The sequence below is a fragment of the Loigolactobacillus jiayinensis genome (assembly GCF_003946445.1).
Classification (GTDB): domain Bacteria; phylum Bacillota; class Bacilli; order Lactobacillales; family Lactobacillaceae; genus Loigolactobacillus; species Loigolactobacillus jiayinensis.
Genome location: NZ_RHOF01000016.1, coordinates 38,892 through 57,257 on the forward strand (window position 1 = coordinate 38,892; position 18,366 = coordinate 57,257).

The following is an 18,366-nucleotide window of genomic DNA, read 5'->3' on the forward strand; positions in this document are numbered from 1 at the left end:
TTTGCTATACTGAATTTAGCATTTATTAAACGGAAAAAGTGAAAGTGGCGAAGTTATGTACGCAGAAAATTATGAAATTGCTTTAGCAAAAATACACAGTCGGCCCAAAATGCATAAGGAAGGCAGCTTAAGCCGGATGCGGCGAGCAGTGGCAGCGTTTGGGCACCCCGAAGAAAAATTAACTGCCATTCATGTTGCTGGCACTAATGGTAAAGGCTCAGTGGTCAATGATTTACGTTATTTGGCTAACGCGCAGGGACTAACGGTCGGCACGTTTACGTCACCATTTTTGATGCGTTTTAACGAGCGCATTAGTATAGATGGTACACCGATCAGTGATGAGGCTTTATTGGCGTTGGTCAATGAGGTGGGGCCACAAGTGGCTGAATTAGACGCTGTGGCGCCAGATAACCAAATCACTGAATTTGAGTTTGTGACGTTACTGATGTTGGTTTATTTTGCCCAGCAATCATTAGATTTAGCCATTATTGAAGTCGGTATTGGTGGCTTGACCGACGCCACCAATGTGATCACACCGCTTGTTTCAGTGATCACCACAATTGGTTATGACCATATGGCCTTGTTAGGCGACACGCTGGCTGAGATTGCAACGCACAAAGCTGGCATTATCAAGCCTGGCCGGCCAGTGGTGGTGGGGCGTTTGCCGGAAGAAGCCCAGCAAGTGGTTGTGGCGACTGCCCAGCAAAATAAAAGCCAGTTATACGTGTTGGGAGCTGATTTTAAAACGACCCGCCAGCAAGCACTGGCAACTTGGGGCGAAACTTTTGATTTTACTGGCTTGGATCAGCAGGTCAAAGGTGTTGAATTACCGATGTTAGGTGATTATCAAGTCGATAATGCAGCTGTTGCCTTGGCAGCGTTTGTTTTGGTATCACAGCAGTTGCACCAAACGATTACTGCCAAAACAATTAAACAAGGTCTGGCGCAGGCAAGATGGTTGGGCCGTTTGGAAAAAATTAATGACCAGCCGTTGATCGTATTAGATGGTGCGCACAATGAACCAGCAATGCAGGCTTTAGCAGCAACCCTCAAAGCTAATTTTAGCCAAATGGACGTTTATATTATTTTTGCGGCTTTAAAGGATAAGGCAACAACGAAAATGTTGGCCATTTTAGAACGGCTGCCGAATGTGCACATTGTTTTGACCCAATTTAACGGTAACAGCCGGGTTGCATCAGCGGATGAGCTGGAGCGAGCCAGTGCTCAAGAACTGCCACTATACGCTAATTGGCCTGAGGCACTACAAGCAGTCTTGCAGGAAGCGTCAGCAGACGATATGCTGTTATTAACGGGGTCACTTTATTTTGTTTCTGAGGTACGGCAATATTTTGAAAGTTGAGGATCAAGGATGAAAGTACAAGGTGTTATTTTTGATATGGATGGCTTGATGTTTGATTCAGAGAAACTTTACTATCAGGCTAATTTAGCAGCGGCACGCCAAATGAAACTGGATTATAGCGATGACTATTATGAGCGTTTTATTGGCGCTTCTGATGAGGATCTAATGGCTTTTTTCCGCGAAGCTTTTGGTAGTGAAGCCCAGGTGCAGCAATTCATGCAGGTAACTTATCAAGCAATCGATGATGCGATCCACCATGGTCAATTACAAAAAAAGCCTGGCTTAGATGAATTACTGACTTATTTAGCACAACAGCATATTGATAAAGCAATCGCTTCTAGTAACTATAAAACTAAAATCAGTGATTTTTTAACGGCAACCCAAATGGCGAGCCAATTTCCAACGATTATTTCAATGGATGATGTGGCTAAAGGCAAGCCGGCACCTGATTTATTTAAAGCGGCCTTGACGGCATTAGGAACACCTGCTCAGCAGACCCTTGTTTTAGAGGATTCATTAAATGGTTTATTAGCCGCACAGGCCGCGGGAATTCCTTGTATTATTGTACCTGATTTGATCAAGCCAACCGCACAAATGCAGGCACAAGCGTTGGCAATTATGCCAGATTTATTTGCGGTGCGTGATTTTATTAAGAGTAATGCTTGATACTTTGCGTAGTTTAAGAATAGGTGCTTAAGATCAAGCACTTAATTCAAACGAGCAAGGGGTAATCAAATGTTAGCACTTAAAACTCAGCAAGAGCCGCTACAGCCACGGGAACAGTTATTGTATGCTGGCGCCACTAGCCTGACGGATCAGCAATTATTAGCAGTTTTATTACGCACAGGCACTAAGCAATTGCCAGTGATGGCGGTGGCGCAGCAAGTATTGCAAGCTTATCCGCAAATGGCCACACTGACGCAGGCAAAGACCAGTGAGCTGCAAAAAATCAACGGTATTGGCCAAACTAAGGCAATTGAATTGCAGGCAGCGTTAGAATTAGGTCGGCGCTGTCAGTTAGCTGCACAGATCCGTTTTGGCACAATTGCTTCTAGTCAACAAATCGGTGAGCTAATGATCAAGCGGTTTGCCGGTTGTCGACAAGAACATTTGATTGCGGTTTATTTAGATACTAAAAATCAAATTATCAAGGAACAAGAATTATTTCGCGGGACGTTAAATGCCTCAGTTGCTCATCCGCGTGAAATTTTTGCTTATGGATTACAAGTGACTGCGGCACGCTTTATTTTGGTGCATAATCATCCCAGTGGGCAAACGGAGCCATCTAATTATGATTTGAAGTTTACACAACGAGTTGCTAATTGTGGTGAGCTAATGGGAATCGAATGTTTAGACCATTTAATTGTGGGCAATCAACAGTATAGCAGCCTGAAAGAACGCGGCGATTTCTAGCGTTTTGTTGCTTGTTATTAAACCGGTATCATGGTAAAATTAACTTGTATTTTTGTAAGGTAATGGATCAAAGTTTCATAAATAAACTTTCCCCATCGTACCCAATCAGAATTACAAAAAAAGTGTGTCTAGAGGCACGAGGAGGATTTTTATTCATGGAACAAGGTACAGTTAAATGGTTCAACCCAGAAAAGGGCTTCGGTTTTATTTCACGCGAAAATGGTAGCGATGTATTCGTTCATTTTTCAGCTATCCAAGGCGACGGTTTTAAAACCCTCGAAGAAGGCCAAGCTGTTACATTTGATATTGAAGAAAGCGACCGCGGCCCACAAGCTGTTAACGTTGTTAAAGCATAATCGATATTTCACGAAACAACATCGTTTTTAGCGGTGTTGTTTTTTAATTAGGCAATCGATTACTTTACTTAGTTCATGTAAGCGCAATACTTCCTAAAAAAGGGTTAAGTTTGCAAAAGCCCTTATCATTTCACTGATTATTCGGTATGATAGATTAGTAGATGTTAAAGCATTTTGTAACGGAAATAAGTATGTTATAATTCCTTTAACTGCAAACGGAGATGCTAAAGCATTTAATAACGAGTGGTCATTAATATTGGCACACTATCGTTAGTGAATATCGCTGAATTTGAAGGAGAGAGACGCTTTGTTCGGATTAGGCACAAAGAATATTGGAATTGACCTCGGCACAGCCAACACATTGGTCTATATTGACGGTAAGGGGATCGTGCTACGTGAGCCCTCCGTTGTTGCTAAAAATACCAAGACAGGTGAAGTGGTAGCTGTCGGTACCGAAGCACGCAATATGATCGGCCGTACACCAGGTAGCATTGTGGCCATTCGTCCGATGAAGGATGGCGTTATTGCCGATTATGATACAACCGCGGCTATGATGAAATATTTTATGGAGAAGTCACAAGGTCGTGGGGCAGGGAAACCGTACGTTATGGTTTGTGTGCCTAGCGGTGTCACTGAAGTTGAAAAGCGGGCGGTGATCGATGCGACTCGGGTTGCTGGTGCTCGTGACGCTTATGTTATCGAAGAACCATTTGCTGCAGCCATCGGTGCTGGTTTGCCTGTAATGGACCCAACTGGTAGTATGGTTGTTGATATCGGTGGTGGTACCACTGATGTAGCAACAATTTCATTAGGTGGTATTGTTTCTAGTCGTTCAATCAGAATGGCTGGCGACAAGTTTGATGAGGCCGTTATTTACTATATTCGGCAACACTTTAATTTATTGATTGGCGAACGGACTGCCGAAGATGTGAAGATGCAAATTGGATCAGCTTCTTTGGAAAAAGCAGCTGAAATCGAAGGCATGACCGTGCGTGGCCGTGATTTAATTTCAGGCTTACCAAAGACAGTTGATATTGAAGCCACCGATATTGCAACAGCGTTACAAGAGGTTGTTAGTGAAATTATCGTTGCTATCAAAGAAACGCTAGAAGAAACATCACCAGAGATTGCCGCCGATGTAATTGACCACGGGATTGTTTTGACCGGTGGTGGTGCTTTATTGAAGAACCTGCCAGAAGTGATCGCTGATGCGACTAAAGTGCCTGTGTTTGTCGCACAAGCACCATTGGATTGCGTGGCTATCGGTACCGGTGAATCATTAAAGAATATTGATATCATGAAAAAACGTTAAGATAAAAGGTCAGTAAAAGCCTAATTAGTCGCTGAAGATCGGTTGAATACTCGCCATTTTCAGCGATTAATATTGTCAGCTCAAGACTTATTGCTTGCTAGGCAAATTGTTGGAGGTCGCCCTATGCAGAAATTTTTCTCAAATCGAAAACTAATCATTGTTATGATCGCAATTATCATCAGCATGGGTTTGATGGCATTTTCGGTCAGTGTGCGTAATAGTGAGAAAACGCCGCCGCTGGTTCAGCGTTTTGGTAATGATGTGGTTGGTGTCGTCGATCGGGTGGTGGCGTTACCAGCAAATGGTGTCAAAAGTAGTTTTGGTGCCGTTTCTAATTTAATTAATACGTATGAAGAAAATACGAAATTAAAGGCGCAGTTAGATGATTTAGCCCAGACCAAAACGCGAGCACAAACACTGCAAAGCGAAAATAAAGAACTAAAGAAGCAATTGAAACTGGATAAAACCTTAACCGATTATTCACAGTTGAATGCGGCTGTTTTGACGCGGTCACCAGCTAATTGGCAAAATAATTTGGTGATCAACAAAGGTAGCTTAGCCGGCATTAAAAAGAATATGCCGGTTATGGCGGGTTCTGGTTTGATTGGACGAATAGTTGAAGTTAACGGCACTAATTCTAAAGTTGAATTGATCACAACGGATAATCAGTCAGCTAATCGGTTTGCTGCTGAGGTGATCACCAGTGACGGGACAGCTAATGGAATCATCACCGGTTATGATCAGGCGACTAGTGAGCTGAAAATGGGGCAACTCAATTCAGATGCTAAAATTAAAGTCGGTGATACCGTGCAAACTTCTGGTTTAGGTGGCTTAACACCACGGGGTTTGTATATCGGTAAAGTAACAAAGATTAAGCATGATGATTACGGTTTAGCATTGTCCCTAGAAATCAAACCTGCAGTTGATCTGGATGACTTTACTGTCGTAACCGTTATTGAACGACAGATAGCAGGTGATTAGATGCGTTTACGGGAAAAAATTTGGCTCAATGTTTTACTGGTTTTTTTAATGCTGCTTGATGGCTCACTAAGCTATATTTTTGGCGGCACGTTGCATCGTTATCCGGATACAATGATTATTCGGCTTTTAGTGCTAGGCTTAGTACTAGTGTATTTCTTTGCGCCTGATTTTCCGCATTTGCTCTGGATAGCCTTGATCCTAGGTTTGTTCTACGATAGCTTCTATACGGGTATTTTAGGTGTCTATACGTTCTTATTTCCATTAATTTTGTTATTGACGCGGTGGATCGCCCAATTCTTTACGCCAGCGCCGTTAGTGATCGGGGCAATTTATCTGATTGATTTAACGGCTTTAGAAAGTTGTGTGTACGGAATGAATACGTTTATGGGTCTGACAACGATGTCGTTAAGTGATTTTATTCCTGATATTTTAGGGCCAACTTTAGCATTGAACCTAGTTTTGTTTATCTTTTTATACTTGCCTTTACGCCAGTTGATCTTAAAGCTAGATTCAACTTACTAAGTATTCAACACGACTAAGCGCAACAATAAAAATAGAGTCAAGACATAACCCTAAGAAGTATGCTAAAATTTAGATAATCGTGTCAACTAGGGAGTGGCAATCATGCATTATGTGGTTTTGAAGGGTCATCGCGGTGGCTATCAATTAACTTTAAAGCAAAGCGGTGCGTTTACGGCGATCATTGCGGAGTTAAGTGAATTATTCGTTAAATTAAGTCGTGAGCAGGCTGGTCAAGATGAAGAACAAATCGTTGGTTTTAAAATTGATACCGAAAATCGCTTATTTACTGAGCGTGAAAAACGGCAAATTCAAGAGTTGATCGAACAGTACCCTCAATTTCGCGTGGAACAAATTGAATCTGGGGTTATGACGAAAACGGCGGCTAGAGCTTGGAAAGAGCAAGATAGTATACATCTTAGCCGCTTAGTTATTCGTAGCGGTCAAGAAGTTCAAATTGATGGCGATGTGCTATTTATTGGTGCAGTCCATCGTGGTGGTATTTTGCGGGCCACAGGCAGTATTTTTGTGGTCGGTAAGATTGAAGGCGTTGTTCATGCAGGATTTCCTGATCAGGAAGAGGCCATTGTGGTGGGTGATCTTAGTCAAGCCATTCAGGTACGAATTGCGGATAATGTTGATATTTTAGCGGATAGTGATCAAGCTTTTACACCGCGTTCAGTTACATATATTAATGATTTACATTTACTTGATTACGGTAATCTGGATGAGCTTAAGGTGATTCGGCCGAAGTTATATAACAAGATTGGGGAGGCATAACTCATGGGAACGGCAATCGTGGTGACATCCGGTAAAGGTGGCGTTGGTAAAACGACCACCAGCGCCAATTTAGGAACAGCATTGGCGCTACAAAATAAAAAAGTTTGTTTGATGGATTTAGATATTGGTCTGCGTAATTTAGATGTCGTTTTAGGTCTTGAAAACCGAATTATTTATGACATTGTTGACGTGGCGCAGGGTCGTGCTAAGTTACATCAAGCTTTGGTTAAAGACAAGCGCTTTGAGGATAATTTATATTTATTACCAGCAGCGCAGAATACGGATAAGGATGCCTTAATGCCTGCTGAAGTTAAAGCCATTGTTGATGAATTAAAGGACGATTATGATTTTGTCATTCTTGATTGTCCTGCCGGTATCGAGCAAGGTTTCCAAAATGCCATTGCCGGTGCTGACTGTGCAATCGTAGTAACGACACCAGAGATTTCTGCAGTTCGCGATGCTGACCGTGTGGTTGGTTTATTGGAACAGGCTGAAATGGCACAAGAACCACGACTGATCATCAATCGGATTCGGCAACATATGATGAATGAAGGCGACGTGATGGATATTGATGAAATTACACGTCATTTATCGATTTCGTTGTTGGGTATCGTGTTAGATGATGACGGTGTTATTAAGTCGTCTAACCATGGTGATCCAGTTGTACTTGATCCTAAAAATCTAGCCAGTCAAGGGTACCGGAATATTGCTCGGCGTTTATTAGGTGAGACAGTTCCGTTAATGTCGATTAAGGAAGAGAAAGTTGGCTTTTGGCAACGTCTTTTTGGTGGACGCAAGTAGGTTAAGTGCTGTGGCCAATTTGACAGTCAGATTAAAATGTGCTAATCTTACTCTCATAATAAATAACGTTGAACAGAAGAGTAGTCGTATTTAGATTAACAGAGAGTTTCTGGTAGCTGTGAGGAAACAATCAAGTACGACGAAACACATCTGCGAGTATTGCGCACTGAATAGAGTAAGTGCACACGGGAAAGCCCGTTACTGCTGTAGTTCATTGAACTACCTGAGGTGCTAGTTGTGAAAGTAGCACAAATTAGGGGTGGAATCACGAAATCAATCGTCCTCTTGAAGTTATTTGACTTCAAGAGGATTTTTTATTTGGTACAGTGGACTATTGGAGGTGCTGATCGTGAGGTCAACACGAATTGAGGTGGAACCACGCATTGCGTCCTCGAAAACAACTTGTTTTCGAGGACTTTTTTTTATTCAACGATTTAAGGGGAGATGTTGAAATGGATGTTTTAGCTTCACAATGGCATTATGCCTGGCAAATTATGCCTTCTTTGTTTGATGGGATCAAAATGACCCTATCACTGTTCTTCTTCACATTAATTGGCTCGATTCCATTGGGAATCATTGTTGGTTTGGGTCGAGCTTCCAAATTTAAACCGATTCGGAATATTCTTGGAATCTACGTTTGGATCATGCGAGGAACGCCCTTATTGCTCCAATTAATTTTTGTCTTTTATGGTTTACCAATTGTTGGTATTGTATTCCAGCGATATGATGCAGCATTATTTGCCTTTATTATCAATTATGCCGCTTATTTTGCGGAAATCTTTCGTGGTGGTTTACAATCAATCGATCGTGGACAATATGAAAGTGCTAAGGTCTTACGCTTAACTTATTGGCAAACAATTAAAAAAATCGTTTTACCGCAAGTTATGAAGATTGTTTTACCGTCGATCGGTAATGAAGTTATTAACTTGGTTAAGGATTCTTCCTTAGTCTACGTAATTGGTCTAGGTGATCTATTACGGGCAGGTAACGTTGCTACGGCACGCGATGTGACGTTGTTGCCATTAGTCCTTGTGGGGATTGGATACTTACTGTTAACCGCAATTTTGACCTTGATTCAACACAAGGTTGAGCAACACTATAGTTATTACAAATAGGAGGGCATAACAATGTTAGAATTAAAAGCAATTAGTAAACGATATGGCCGCCGCTTAATTTTAGATCAGCTTGATTTAACCGTTAAAGATGGTGAAGTTTTAGCAATTGTTGGTCCTTCTGGTGCCGGTAAAACGACACTATTGCGGTGTATCAGTGGTTTAGAACGCATCGATGGCGGTCAGATTTCATTGGATGGCCAAGTTTTTGATCCCTATGACAATCAAGATAAAGATAGTGTAATTGGGGTTGTTTTTCAGGATTTCCAATTGTTCCCTAACCTTAGCGTATTAGATAATATTACGTTGGCACCGATGCTGGCGTTGAAGCTAGGCAAAGCTGAAGCTGAAAAACAAGCGCGGGCATTACTAAAGCGGCTAGCCTTAACTGGTAAAGAGGCGCTATATCCGTATCAGTTATCTGGTGGTCAGAAGCAGCGGGTTGCCTTGGCACGCGCATTGGCGATGAAACCAAAGATACTCTGCTATGATGAGCCAACCAGTGCGTTGGATCCAGATTTACGCCAAGAAGTTGAAAAGTTGATTTTGGGACTGAAAGCTGATGGGATGACGCAAATTGTTGTGACCCATGATTTAGAATTTGCTGAGAATATTGCGGATGCGGTCAAACACGTTGATGCACTTCCAGAAGCACAATAAGCTGTGGGCAAAATAAGAATGATAGGGGGGCCGAAGAATGCGTAAAAAAATAGTAAGCGCACTGCTCGCAATTTTGATTATTTTTAGTGCAGTTAGTTTGACGGGCTGCTCGCGACAAAGTGAAAATACTGATTCTTGGTCAACAATTCAACGTCGCAAAAAGGTTATCATCGGGTTAGATGATAGTTTTGTGCCCATGGGCTTCCGGGCTAAAAGTGGGCAGTTAAAGGGTTTTGATATTGATTTGGCCCGAGCTGTTTTCAAAAAATATAATATTAAAGTTGATTTTCAAACGATTGACTGGTCGATGAATGCCACTGAGTTACGTAATCATACCATCGATTTAATTTGGAATGGTTATACGATCACGCCACAGCGGAAGAAAGTTGTTCGCTTTAGTTCACCATATTTGTTGAATAAACAAATATTAGTTACGATGAAAAAGGATAAAATCACTAGCTTTGCGGGAATGCAAGGTAAGGTTTTAGGTGTTCAAACAGGATCATCTGGTTATTCCAGCTTAGAATCAGATCCTAGTTTGTTAAAAAACTATATCAAAAATAAAACACCAGTTTTGTACAGTACATTTAACGATGCGTTTATTGATTTAAACGCTAACCGGATCCAAGGCTTACTGATCGATCGTGTATACGCAAATTATTACATTGATCACCAAGCTAATCGAAATGATTACCAGGTCACAGAAGGTAACTTTGCTTCTGAAGATTTTGCCGTAGGGATGCGTAAGTCAGATAAAACATTACAACGCAAAATTGATTCTGCCATGAAGGAATTATATCGTGATGGGACAATGAAGAAAATTAGCATGAAATGGTTTGGCGAGGACGATACGATCCCACAAAAATAAGGTACATAAATACCCTGCAAACGAAAAATTGCTTTCGTTTGCAGGGTATTTATTGTTTAAATCAGGTTCTTCTCTTTTTCATTACTGAAGAAGGCCTTATATAAGCCGCGGACAGCGTTATACTCATCCTTTTCCCGAACGCCAAACATGATTGATACTGGTGAAGCACCGTGATCTAAGGTAACGATTGAGACGCCAGCTTGGGCGATACTATTAGTTGCTTTCGCCATCATACCGATATGATCTTGGATACCTTCACCAACGATCATAACTAAGGCATAATGATGGATGACACGAATATCATCTGGCTGAATTGCCTTTTTGATTGCCGCCAATACTTTAGGCTCTAATTCTGGTGTTAGTTCACGTTCACGGATGACGATTGTGATATCGTCGATCCCAGATGGAATGTGTTCAAAACTAATGCCAAACTCAGCTAATATTTGCAGTACTTTGAATACAAAACCGACTTGTTTATTCATTAAATATTTACGAATATAGATGCCTAAGAAGCCGGTATCACTGGCAATGCCGGAAATTGGGCGTTGTGGATCGTATATCTTTCGCGCTGAGATCAAGGTACCTGGTTTTAGCGGATGATTAGTGTTTTTGACGCGAACAGAGACGCCACCTTCAATTGCTGGAATCAAGGCTTCATCATGAAAAACTGAGAAACCAGCGTAAGAAAGTTCGCGCATTTCACGGAAAGTTAAGTGTTCAATGGCCGCAGGATGGGGCACAATCTTTGGATTAGCGGCATAAATTGCATCAACATCAGTAAAGTTTTCGTAAAGTTCCGCTTTAAACGCGCGGGCAAAAATAGCGCCAGTAATATCAGAACCACCACGTGAGAAGGTACAGATTTGACCGTCCTTAGTGTAACCAAAGAATCCAGGAATGATCAACAAGGTTTTGCTTTTTCTGAAGGCCGCTAATTGCGTATAACTTTCAGATAATACTTGTGCATCACCAGGAGTCGCACTGACTAGTAAACCCGCTTCTTGGGGGCTAAGGTAATGACTAGGTATGCCGATGTGATTTAGGATAGCAGCGATTAGCTTTGCATTATTATCCTCACCAGCGGCCTTAAATGCGTCCAGCAAATAGTCAGCAGACGGATAGTCATGTTCAGGTAGCTGCATAATATGGTCATGAACCACTTGGAATTCACTAGCTGGTAAATCAAAGCCAGCCGCAATTTCTTGATAACGGGCTAAAATCGCATGTTGAATTGCAACGGGATTTTCTTTGTTCAGAATAACGTTTGCGTAATCAATCAAAAGGTCGGTGACTTTACGATCATCAGCAAAACGTTTACCTGGTGCGGAAACGACGACTGCGCGCCGTTTACTGTCCCCTCGGATGATCTCGATTACTTTCTTGAGTTGGTTGCTGGAAGCTAATGAACTTCCGCCAAACTTCGCCACTTTCAAACTCAGCCACTTCTTTCTCGATTATTAAAATAAAATTAATATTAGCATAGCAAATTCACATCTAAAAGGCAATTTTTGTTGGTAATTTTAATTTAACCGGCGCAAATAAAATTTTATTGACAACGTATCCAAACTGGCCTATATTAAAACCAACAATTAAACAATTAACTGCAAAGGGGAGCCAATTTTTGGCTGAGAGTGATTAATTTCAGACCCTTGAACCTGTTGTGTTAACACACGCGTAGGAATTGTAGCTGGCGTAAGCCATTTTTGCAACCTTTTTGTAGTCGATTGAACTATGGGGAGGTTGTTTTTTATGTCTAATCGGCATTTATTAGTCTGGATCGAAGGAACAGTCATCGCAGCATTAGCGATGGCGTTGGAATATTTACCACATGCGGTGGGACCGTTGAATATTTCTTACGGGATCATCCCCTTAGCCGTTTATAGTTTACGGCGTGGTTGGAAGGCTGGCTTAAGCAGTGGGTTAGTATGGGGACTATTGGATCTGTTCTTACGCGGTTTTGGTAGTGGGGGTTTCTTAAATCCGTTACAGGGGTTGATTGAGTATCCATTAGCCTTCGCGGCCGTTGGTTTGATTGGTTTGGGTGCTGGCCCAATGCAACGGGCATTGGTGCGACAACAGCGCGGGTGGATGTTCGGCTATGCAATTAGCGCCACTTTCTTAGGTGTTTTATGCAAATACTTTTTACACTTTGTGGCTGGCGTCTTTTATTGGGGTTCCTACGCGCCAAAGGGAATGAGCCCAGTGCTTTATTCACTGGTTGCCAATGGTGGTAGTGCTATTTTGAATTTGATCTTGGCCAGTTTAGTGGTGGGTCTACTATTAGTTAGTGCACCACATTTATTTATGCCAAAAAATATACAACCAGCTTAATTCTATGTATAGTAAAAGGACTCGGTCATGACCGAATCCTTTTTTTGTTGTTTATTGAAAAGCTGCAATTGCGGTCATGACCATGCCACCAAGAACTGCAATTAACATAACCCAAACGACGATTTTTGTTAACTTTGTAAAGCCACTAGTTTTTTCTTTTTTCATTGCGATCTATTGCCACCTCAATTGAATTAATTTAGGAACAGTTTAACCTGTTTTCCCCTAGATTGCAATTATTGTTTCAGAAAAAGTGCCGATGACGTAACCACCAAGCAGCTAGCCAAGACACAATCAGTGTTCCAAAGATAATTACCGCAAATGCGTGGGCACTAGCAGCACCGGGTAAATGAACGTTCATTCCATAGATACCGCCGATAATAGTCGGTATCGTAAGGATGATTGTGATTGAGGTCAGTACTTTCATAATAATATTCAAATTATTGGAAACAATTGAACTGACAGTCGTATTATATTCGTCAATAATCTGTTTTTGTTGGATTGTTGTGGTTGCTGCTTGCTCACTTTCAATTAAAATATCACGTAGCAACTTAATAAATGGTGCTGTCTCAAAATAAAATTTACTGGCTTGCAAATTAGCTAATAATTGGCGGTTTTTATGTAATGCAGTTTGAAAGCGAATCAAACTTTTCTGCATCGCTGTTAATTGAAATAAATCATTGTTTTCATTGGCTAATGAAAGGGTCTTTTCTAGTTCGTCCATGGCCCGACTATTTTCGTCTAGGCAATCAAGGTAATACTTATTAATGAACCAAATCAACTGTAAAGCAAAGCGTTCATGGTTACTGGTGTTAAGTTGCGTTTGCTGCAATAAAAAATCTTGAATAAACGGTGCTGAGTGGTTGCTGATAGTGATCAGTGCTTCTGCAGTCAGAATAATCGCAAACGGAAACGTCGTGTATTCATTATATCCTAGTGGACTAACTGTTTCGTGAGGAAAACGTAATAAAATCAGCGCCGGTTGTTCGATGATCGAATGGTGGATACCCTCGGCGCGCGGGTTTTCTTTATCATCTAGTACTGCGGTCAAATAATCGCTGGGTAAAGTGAAGCGAGTTTGTAATTGATTGAGCTCATTAACAGTTGGTTGTTCAACGTGAACCCAACAGTTGCGCTGGTAGTCAGCAATTGGTAGTAGCTGACCAGCTTGGGTATGAAAATAATTAAGCACAAAAATCGCTTCCTTTTCCGTAATAGTAAGTTCAATCAACCTCTTGTCATTTTACCACTTTTCCCGTAGGCTAAATATAGCAAGAACGATAACATAAAGCGATGTTTAGTTAGAAAAGGTAGGTCAAAGTGAATGCTTATATTGGGGATATCAATACCGCTACTCGGTTTGCTCATCGGGGTAATCCTGCAGCACACTCATTTTAAGTGGCGGGCAACACCAATTGATTGGTTCACATTAAGTTGTTTGCTAGCCAGTGACGTTTTGATTTGGGTACGTTACCGCTATCAAGCAACGAGTTTACTAATTATGCTGATGGTGATTGTGGCAATTTTTGTGGTCATTGGGTTAGCGTGGCATCGGGGTGAAATTTTATACCGTGTCTTTTTTAAACTTTGGTGGCGATTGCTATTTTTGCCAAGTTTAATCGCTTATTTCGTATTGGTCGCATTACAGTGGGTTTGAATACTAGTTATTAACGGTGAAATAGGTGGGGAAATCAGTGATGTGGGGCAGGGCTTACATCGTGATTTTTAGCCTGATTTTGCCGTTTTTTTTGTTCAGTATCAACTTTAGAAAAGTTTAAGCAGTTATTTTACACGTTTTCGAGGGAAAGTATGGTAGAAAGTGGGGCGATGTGGTAGACTAAAAATGTGCATTTACGGGGGTGTTGTCCATGTTCATGGGTGAATTTCATCATTCAATCGATCAAAAAGGTCGCCTAATCATTCCAGCTAAATTTCGGGAAGCATTAGGGGCGGAATTTGTTGTTACCCGCGGCATGGACGGTTGCCTGTTTGGCTATCCGAAATCCGAATGGCAAGCATTGGAAGAAAAGCTACGCCAATTGCCGCTGACTAAGAAGGATGCACGAGCTTTTGTTCGTTTCTTCTACTCAGCAGCGACGGAATGTACACTTGATAAGCAAGGACGAATCAATTTACCGCAATCCTTGATCACACACGCTGAGCTAACCAAGGCCTGTGTACTGATCGGCGTCTCATCACGTATTGAAATTTGGGATGCAGATCGCTGGGCGGCAGCTAGTGCAGAAACTGCGGAAAATTTTGATTCGATTGCTGAAAACATGTTGGATTTAGATTTTTAATTAATGAATGGATGGGTGTCATGACGGTGTTTAAGCATCAAACGGTATTACTAAACGAAACCATTGATGGTTTGCAGGTCAAACCAGATGGCATTTATGTTGATGCAACACTAGGTGGTGGTGGACATAGCGCCTTGCTACTAAGTCGTTTGTCAACAGCAGGGCATCTCTATGCCTTTGACCAGGACCAGGCGGCAATCGATAATGGTAAACAACGACTTCAAGCTGACTATGCAGCTGGTAAGGTGACGTTTATTAAAGCTAATTTTCGTGACTTAGCTGCTGAACTGGCTAAACAAGGTGTCGATAAAATTGATGGCATTCTTTATGACCTAGGTGTTTCATCACCACAATTTGACGAGGCAGCGCGGGGTTTTAGTTATAAGTTGGATGCACCGCTAGATATGCGGATGGATCGGACTAAAACTCTGACCGCACAGATCATTGTTAACGAGTGGCCTTATGCTGACTTGGAACGAATCTTGTACCGCTATGGGGAAGATAAGTTTGCTAAACGAGTTGCACGGGCAATTGAACGAGATCGTGCGCAAGCACCAATCGAAACAACGCTACAATTGGCTGAAACCATTAAGTCAGCGATTCCAGCGGCGGCACGGCGTAAAGGCGGCCATCCAGCAAAGCGTTCATTTCAGGCGCTAAGGATTGCCGTTAATGATGAGTTAGGTGCTGAAGAAACATCGCTAGAAGCGGCCATTAGCTTGTTAGACTTAGGTGGTCGTATTAGCGTGATCAGTTTTCATTCATTAGAAGATCGCATCGTAAAAACGATTTATCGTGAACACGCACGTGTGGCTGAAATACCACGAGGCTTGCCAATTCAGGGAAGTGGTGAATTGCCAGAATTGAAAATAATCACTAAAAAACCAATAGAACCAACAGCAGCAGAGGTTGCTGATAATCGACGGTCACGTAGTGCGCAATTACGTGTTGCTGAAAAACAAAAGCTTTAAGGATGTGGTGAAATATGGCAGATGAAAGTGCAGCAAGAGATTATTCATTATTGGCTGAGCCAGTTGCGCCCAGCATGCCCCAACCAGAAATACATATTAAGGCACCGGCAAAAGCGCCAGCAGTTCAACCCCAAGCAATACCAGCTGGTCGAGTAGCAGTATCAGCTTTTGAGAAGGTTTTACTTATGGTTGCTGGCGTCGTAACTGTTGTTTTAGCGACAGTAATCGTGGCGACACAGGTTTCTGTTGCAACTGCGCAACGCAATCTTCAAGATGTTGAGCAATCAATTGCAACGGTAGAGGCTAAAAATAGTGATGCTAAGCAAACAATTAATGAAATCATGCAGTCCAGTCACTTGAACACCGTTGCAGCTAAGGACGGACTTACTTTTAATGAAGCAAATATAAGGAATGTCGGTAAATGAAGGCACCACGCAATAAACGATTGATGGGCAAGAGAAATCCACGACGAAACCGCCAACGCTTTGGCGGATTCTTTCTTTTTATTTTAGTGGGCATTTTTCTTCTGTTTGTCTTTCGTTTTTCTTATATCGTGGTTAGTGGCCACGCAAACGATGAGAATTTAACTAAAAAAGCCAGCGCATTATACCAAAGTAGTTCCGTACTCCGTGCTAAGCGCGGCACCATCTATGATGCTAGTGGTACGCCAATTGCTGAAGACACAACAACGTACTCAATTTATGCTGTTCTAGATAAAAATTATACTGGCATCAATGATAAGAAATTGTACGTGACTGACAAAGCTAAAGTGGCAAAAGTTTTAAGCCAGTACTTACCTTTAGATCGGGCGACAATTCTGCGACGGTTAAATCCGGCTAACAGTAAAACGTTCCAAGTTGAATTTGGCACTGCAGGCAGTGGCTTATCTTTGACGATTAAACAAGCAATTGAAAAAGCTGACCTCAAAGGGGTTTATTTCACTGAAACGCCAGCACGTTTGTACCCTAATGGTATTTTTGCTTCGCACCAGATTGGTTTGGCTAATGCCAAAACAACGACAACCGCTAATACGACAACTTCAAATTTGAAGGGTATCATGGGTCTAGAAAAGACACTTAATAGTACTTTAACCGGCACTAATGGGGTCAAAAAAGTTGAAAAAGATTCTTATGGTTACCAATTACCTAACACCAAGGCCAAGGAAAAAGCGGCTAAAAACGGTAAGGATGTTTATTTAACCTTAGATTCAAGATTACAGACGTATTTAGAAACCTTGATGTCTAGTGTACAAACCAAATATCAACCAGAGCAACTTAATGCAGTTTTAATGAATCCGAAGACTGGGCAAATTTTGGCGGCGTCACAGCGGCCAACTTTTAATCCAGAAACAGGTTCAGGCTTAGGTAATTTTTGGCGGGATACTTTAGTGGGCGATGCGTACGAACCAGGTTCAGTGATGAAGGCCTTCACTTTGGCTGCAGCCATCGATTCAGGAAAGTATCAGCCGAATTCAACTTATCAGTCAGGTCAAGTTACTGTGGGCGGCACAACAGTCCATGATTGGAACAATACTGGCTGGGGCACGATTCCGTTGAGCAAAGCTTTCCCATTATCGAGTAACGTTGGTTTTGTCCATATTGAAGAAACGATGGGTAAAGATAAATGGTTGTCTTACCTTAATAAATTCCAATTTATGAGCAAAACCAAGTCATTGTTATCAGGTGAAGTCAGTGGCAGTATTCAATATGAACACACCTCTGATCAAGCGGTGACCTCGTTTGGCCAAGGGATCAATGTTACTATGATGCAGATGATGCAGGGCTTTTCAGCCATTGCCAATGATGGTAAAGAAATGCAGCCGCAGATCGTCTCAAAAGTGACTGACCCAGCAACTGGTAAAACGACTAAATACAAACCCAAACAGGTGGCAACACCGATTAAGAAATCGACCGCTAAACAAGTGTTAGCGGCGATGGAAGATGTGACATATAAGGACTATGGTACCGGTGGTGCTTACAAAATTCCTGGCTATAAAATTGCTACAAAAACGGGAACAGCACAAATTAGCAATGCTAATGGTGGTGGCTATATGACCGGAGATAGTAATTATATTTTCTCGGTTGTCGGTATGGCACCAGCAAGTAATCCTAAGTACGTTTTGTATATTACAATGAAACAACCACAAAAGATGACTGATCCAGCAACTGAAATCCTAGCACAGATTTTTAATCCGTTGATGAAGCGCGCCTTGGACTACGATGCTGGAACCACAGCAACTGAGTCCAAAGCGACAATGCCAAATGTGACGGGTCAATCGGTTAGTGCAGCAACTGCAGCACTGAAGAAGCAGAACCTGACGACGGTACAGATTGGGACTGGTAACACGGTGGTTCAACAAATGCCATTAGCTAATGAAGTTATTTTAGATGATCAGCGGGCATTAATTTTAACTAACGGTGCGATGACGATGCCGGATGTTACTGGTTGGTCGAAAAGTGATGTTTTGAAATTAGCTGAATTAACTGGCAAAAAGATTACGATCAAGGGTACTGGGTACGCGACGAAGCAGAGTTTAGCGGCAAAAGGGCTACTGAATTCAGCGCAGTCGATCACGGTGACTTTAAGCAAGCCATAATGACGAAGA

The 18,366-nt window shown here is 41.9% G+C and carries 21 protein-coding genes, 1 riboswitch and 1 other annotated feature; of the genes, 18 read left to right on the forward strand and 3 right to left on the reverse strand.

The annotated features are described in order from the left end of the window. Positions 1 to 55 precede the first annotated feature (55 nt). From EKM80_RS05290 to EKM80_RS05345, 12 genes are all read left to right on the forward strand, one after another. Positions 56 to 1,360, forward strand: a complete 1,305-nt coding sequence (locus EKM80_RS05290; RefSeq protein WP_125552070.1) for a bifunctional folylpolyglutamate synthase/dihydrofolate synthase — start codon at positions 56 to 58, stop codon at positions 1,358 to 1,360. Positions 1,361 to 1,369: 9 nt separating this feature from the next. Next, positions 1,370 to 2,026: an HAD family hydrolase gene (locus EKM80_RS05295; RefSeq protein ID WP_125552071.1), complete on the forward strand. Its 657-nt coding sequence runs from the start codon at positions 1,370 to 1,372 to the stop codon at positions 2,024 to 2,026. Between the two features lie 69 nt (positions 2,027 to 2,095). Further along, entirely contained in the window at positions 2,096 to 2,773 is a 678-nt protein-coding gene (gene radC / locus EKM80_RS05300) for a RadC family protein (protein WP_125552072.1), read from the forward strand. 155 nt (positions 2,774 to 2,928) lie between these two features. Further along, positions 2,929 to 3,129 carry a cold-shock protein gene (locus EKM80_RS05305; protein WP_125552073.1) on the forward strand — a complete coding sequence of 67 codons (201 nt, stop codon included), beginning with the start codon at positions 2,929 to 2,931 and terminating at the stop codon, positions 3,127 to 3,129. Between the two features lie 307 nt (positions 3,130 to 3,436). Continuing rightward, positions 3,437 to 4,441 (forward strand): rod shape-determining protein, encoded by a 1,005-nt coding sequence (locus tag EKM80_RS05310; RefSeq protein WP_125552074.1) that lies wholly within the window; start codon positions 3,437 to 3,439, stop codon positions 4,439 to 4,441. A 123-nt stretch (positions 4,442 to 4,564) separates the two neighbouring features. Then, positions 4,565 to 5,422, forward strand: coding sequence for a rod shape-determining protein MreC (gene mreC / locus EKM80_RS05315; RefSeq protein WP_125552075.1), 858 nt, complete (start codon positions 4,565 to 4,567; stop codon positions 5,420 to 5,422). After that, entirely contained in the window at positions 5,423 to 5,944 is a 522-nt protein-coding gene (gene mreD, locus EKM80_RS05320) for a rod shape-determining protein MreD (RefSeq protein WP_125552076.1), read from the forward strand. It begins immediately after the preceding gene. Positions 5,945 to 6,046: 102 nt separating this feature from the next. Continuing rightward, entirely contained in the window at positions 6,047 to 6,721 is a 675-nt protein-coding gene (locus tag EKM80_RS05325; protein WP_125552077.1) for a septum site-determining protein MinC, read from the forward strand. Between the two features lie 3 nt (positions 6,722 to 6,724). Beyond that, on the forward strand, positions 6,725 to 7,522 hold the full coding sequence (minD, locus tag EKM80_RS05330; protein WP_125552078.1) for a septum site-determining protein MinD: 798 nt from the start codon (positions 6,725 to 6,727) through the stop codon (positions 7,520 to 7,522). Between the two features lie 59 nt (positions 7,523 to 7,581). Continuing rightward, positions 7,582 to 7,810: a binding site (T-box leader), on the forward strand. A 164-nt stretch (positions 7,811 to 7,974) separates the two neighbouring features. Next, entirely contained in the window at positions 7,975 to 8,637 is a 663-nt protein-coding gene (locus EKM80_RS05335; protein ID WP_125552079.1) for an amino acid ABC transporter permease, read from the forward strand. 12 nt (positions 8,638 to 8,649) lie between these two features. Next, the gene (locus EKM80_RS05340; protein WP_125552080.1) at positions 8,650 to 9,294 is read left to right on the forward strand and encodes an amino acid ABC transporter ATP-binding protein; all 645 of its coding nucleotides are present in this window, start codon (positions 8,650 to 8,652) and stop codon (positions 9,292 to 9,294) included. A 37-nt stretch (positions 9,295 to 9,331) separates the two neighbouring features. After that, positions 9,332 to 10,162 carry an amino acid ABC transporter substrate-binding protein gene (locus tag EKM80_RS05345; RefSeq protein WP_125552081.1) on the forward strand — a complete coding sequence of 277 codons (831 nt, stop codon included), beginning with the start codon at positions 9,332 to 9,334 and terminating at the stop codon, positions 10,160 to 10,162. 56 nt (positions 10,163 to 10,218) lie between these two features. Here the strand turns inward: EKM80_RS05345 and EKM80_RS05350 are convergent, their stop codons facing one another. Beyond that, the gene (locus EKM80_RS05350; protein ID WP_125552082.1) at positions 10,219 to 11,595 is read right to left on the reverse strand and encodes an aspartate kinase; all 1,377 of its coding nucleotides are present in this window, start codon (positions 11,593 to 11,595) and stop codon (positions 10,219 to 10,221) included. A gap of 164 nt (positions 11,596 to 11,759) precedes the next feature. Next, a riboswitch (TPP riboswitch) is annotated at positions 11,760 to 11,860 on the forward strand. A gap of 51 nt (positions 11,861 to 11,911) precedes the next feature. On the opposite strand from EKM80_RS05350, the gene thiT reads away from it, so the two are divergent. Further along, complete coding sequence (gene thiT / locus EKM80_RS05355) at positions 11,912 to 12,493, forward strand: energy-coupled thiamine transporter ThiT (RefSeq protein ID WP_125552083.1); 582 nt, start codon at positions 11,912 to 11,914, stop codon at positions 12,491 to 12,493. 51 nt (positions 12,494 to 12,544) lie between these two features. Here thiT and EKM80_RS05360 read toward each other — a convergent pair whose 3' ends face one another. Then, positions 12,545 to 12,658 (reverse strand): DUF4044 domain-containing protein, encoded by a 114-nt coding sequence (locus tag EKM80_RS05360; protein WP_125552084.1) that lies wholly within the window; start codon positions 12,656 to 12,658, stop codon positions 12,545 to 12,547. A gap of 76 nt (positions 12,659 to 12,734) precedes the next feature. Further along, positions 12,735 to 13,682, reverse strand: a complete 948-nt coding sequence (locus tag EKM80_RS05365; RefSeq protein ID WP_125552085.1) for a magnesium transporter CorA family protein — start codon at positions 13,680 to 13,682, stop codon at positions 12,735 to 12,737. 132 nt (positions 13,683 to 13,814) lie between these two features. Here EKM80_RS05365 and EKM80_RS05370 point away from each other — a divergent pair, with 132 nt between their 5' ends. The 5 genes from EKM80_RS05370 to EKM80_RS05390 all read left to right on the forward strand — a co-directional run bounded on the left by EKM80_RS05370 (position 13,815) and on the right by EKM80_RS05390 (position 18,357). Next, positions 13,815 to 14,147, forward strand: a complete 333-nt coding sequence (locus EKM80_RS05370) for a DUF3397 family protein (protein ID WP_125552086.1) — start codon at positions 13,815 to 13,817, stop codon at positions 14,145 to 14,147. 211 nt (positions 14,148 to 14,358) lie between these two features. Next, complete coding sequence (gene mraZ, locus EKM80_RS05375; RefSeq protein WP_125552087.1) at positions 14,359 to 14,790, forward strand: division/cell wall cluster transcriptional repressor MraZ; 432 nt, start codon at positions 14,359 to 14,361, stop codon at positions 14,788 to 14,790. A 20-nt stretch (positions 14,791 to 14,810) separates the two neighbouring features. After that, entirely contained in the window at positions 14,811 to 15,761 is a 951-nt protein-coding gene (gene rsmH / locus EKM80_RS05380; protein WP_191985930.1) for a 16S rRNA (cytosine(1402)-N(4))-methyltransferase RsmH, read from the forward strand. A gap of 14 nt (positions 15,762 to 15,775) precedes the next feature. Beyond that, on the forward strand, positions 15,776 to 16,186 hold the full coding sequence (locus EKM80_RS05385) for a protein required for the initiation of cell division (RefSeq protein ID WP_125552088.1): 411 nt from the start codon (positions 15,776 to 15,778) through the stop codon (positions 16,184 to 16,186). Next, on the forward strand, positions 16,183 to 18,357 hold the full coding sequence (locus tag EKM80_RS05390) for a penicillin-binding protein (protein WP_125552089.1): 2,175 nt from the start codon (positions 16,183 to 16,185) through the stop codon (positions 18,355 to 18,357). Before EKM80_RS05385 ends, EKM80_RS05390 begins: the two co-directional genes overlap by 4 nt. Positions 18,358 to 18,366 lie beyond the last annotated feature (9 nt).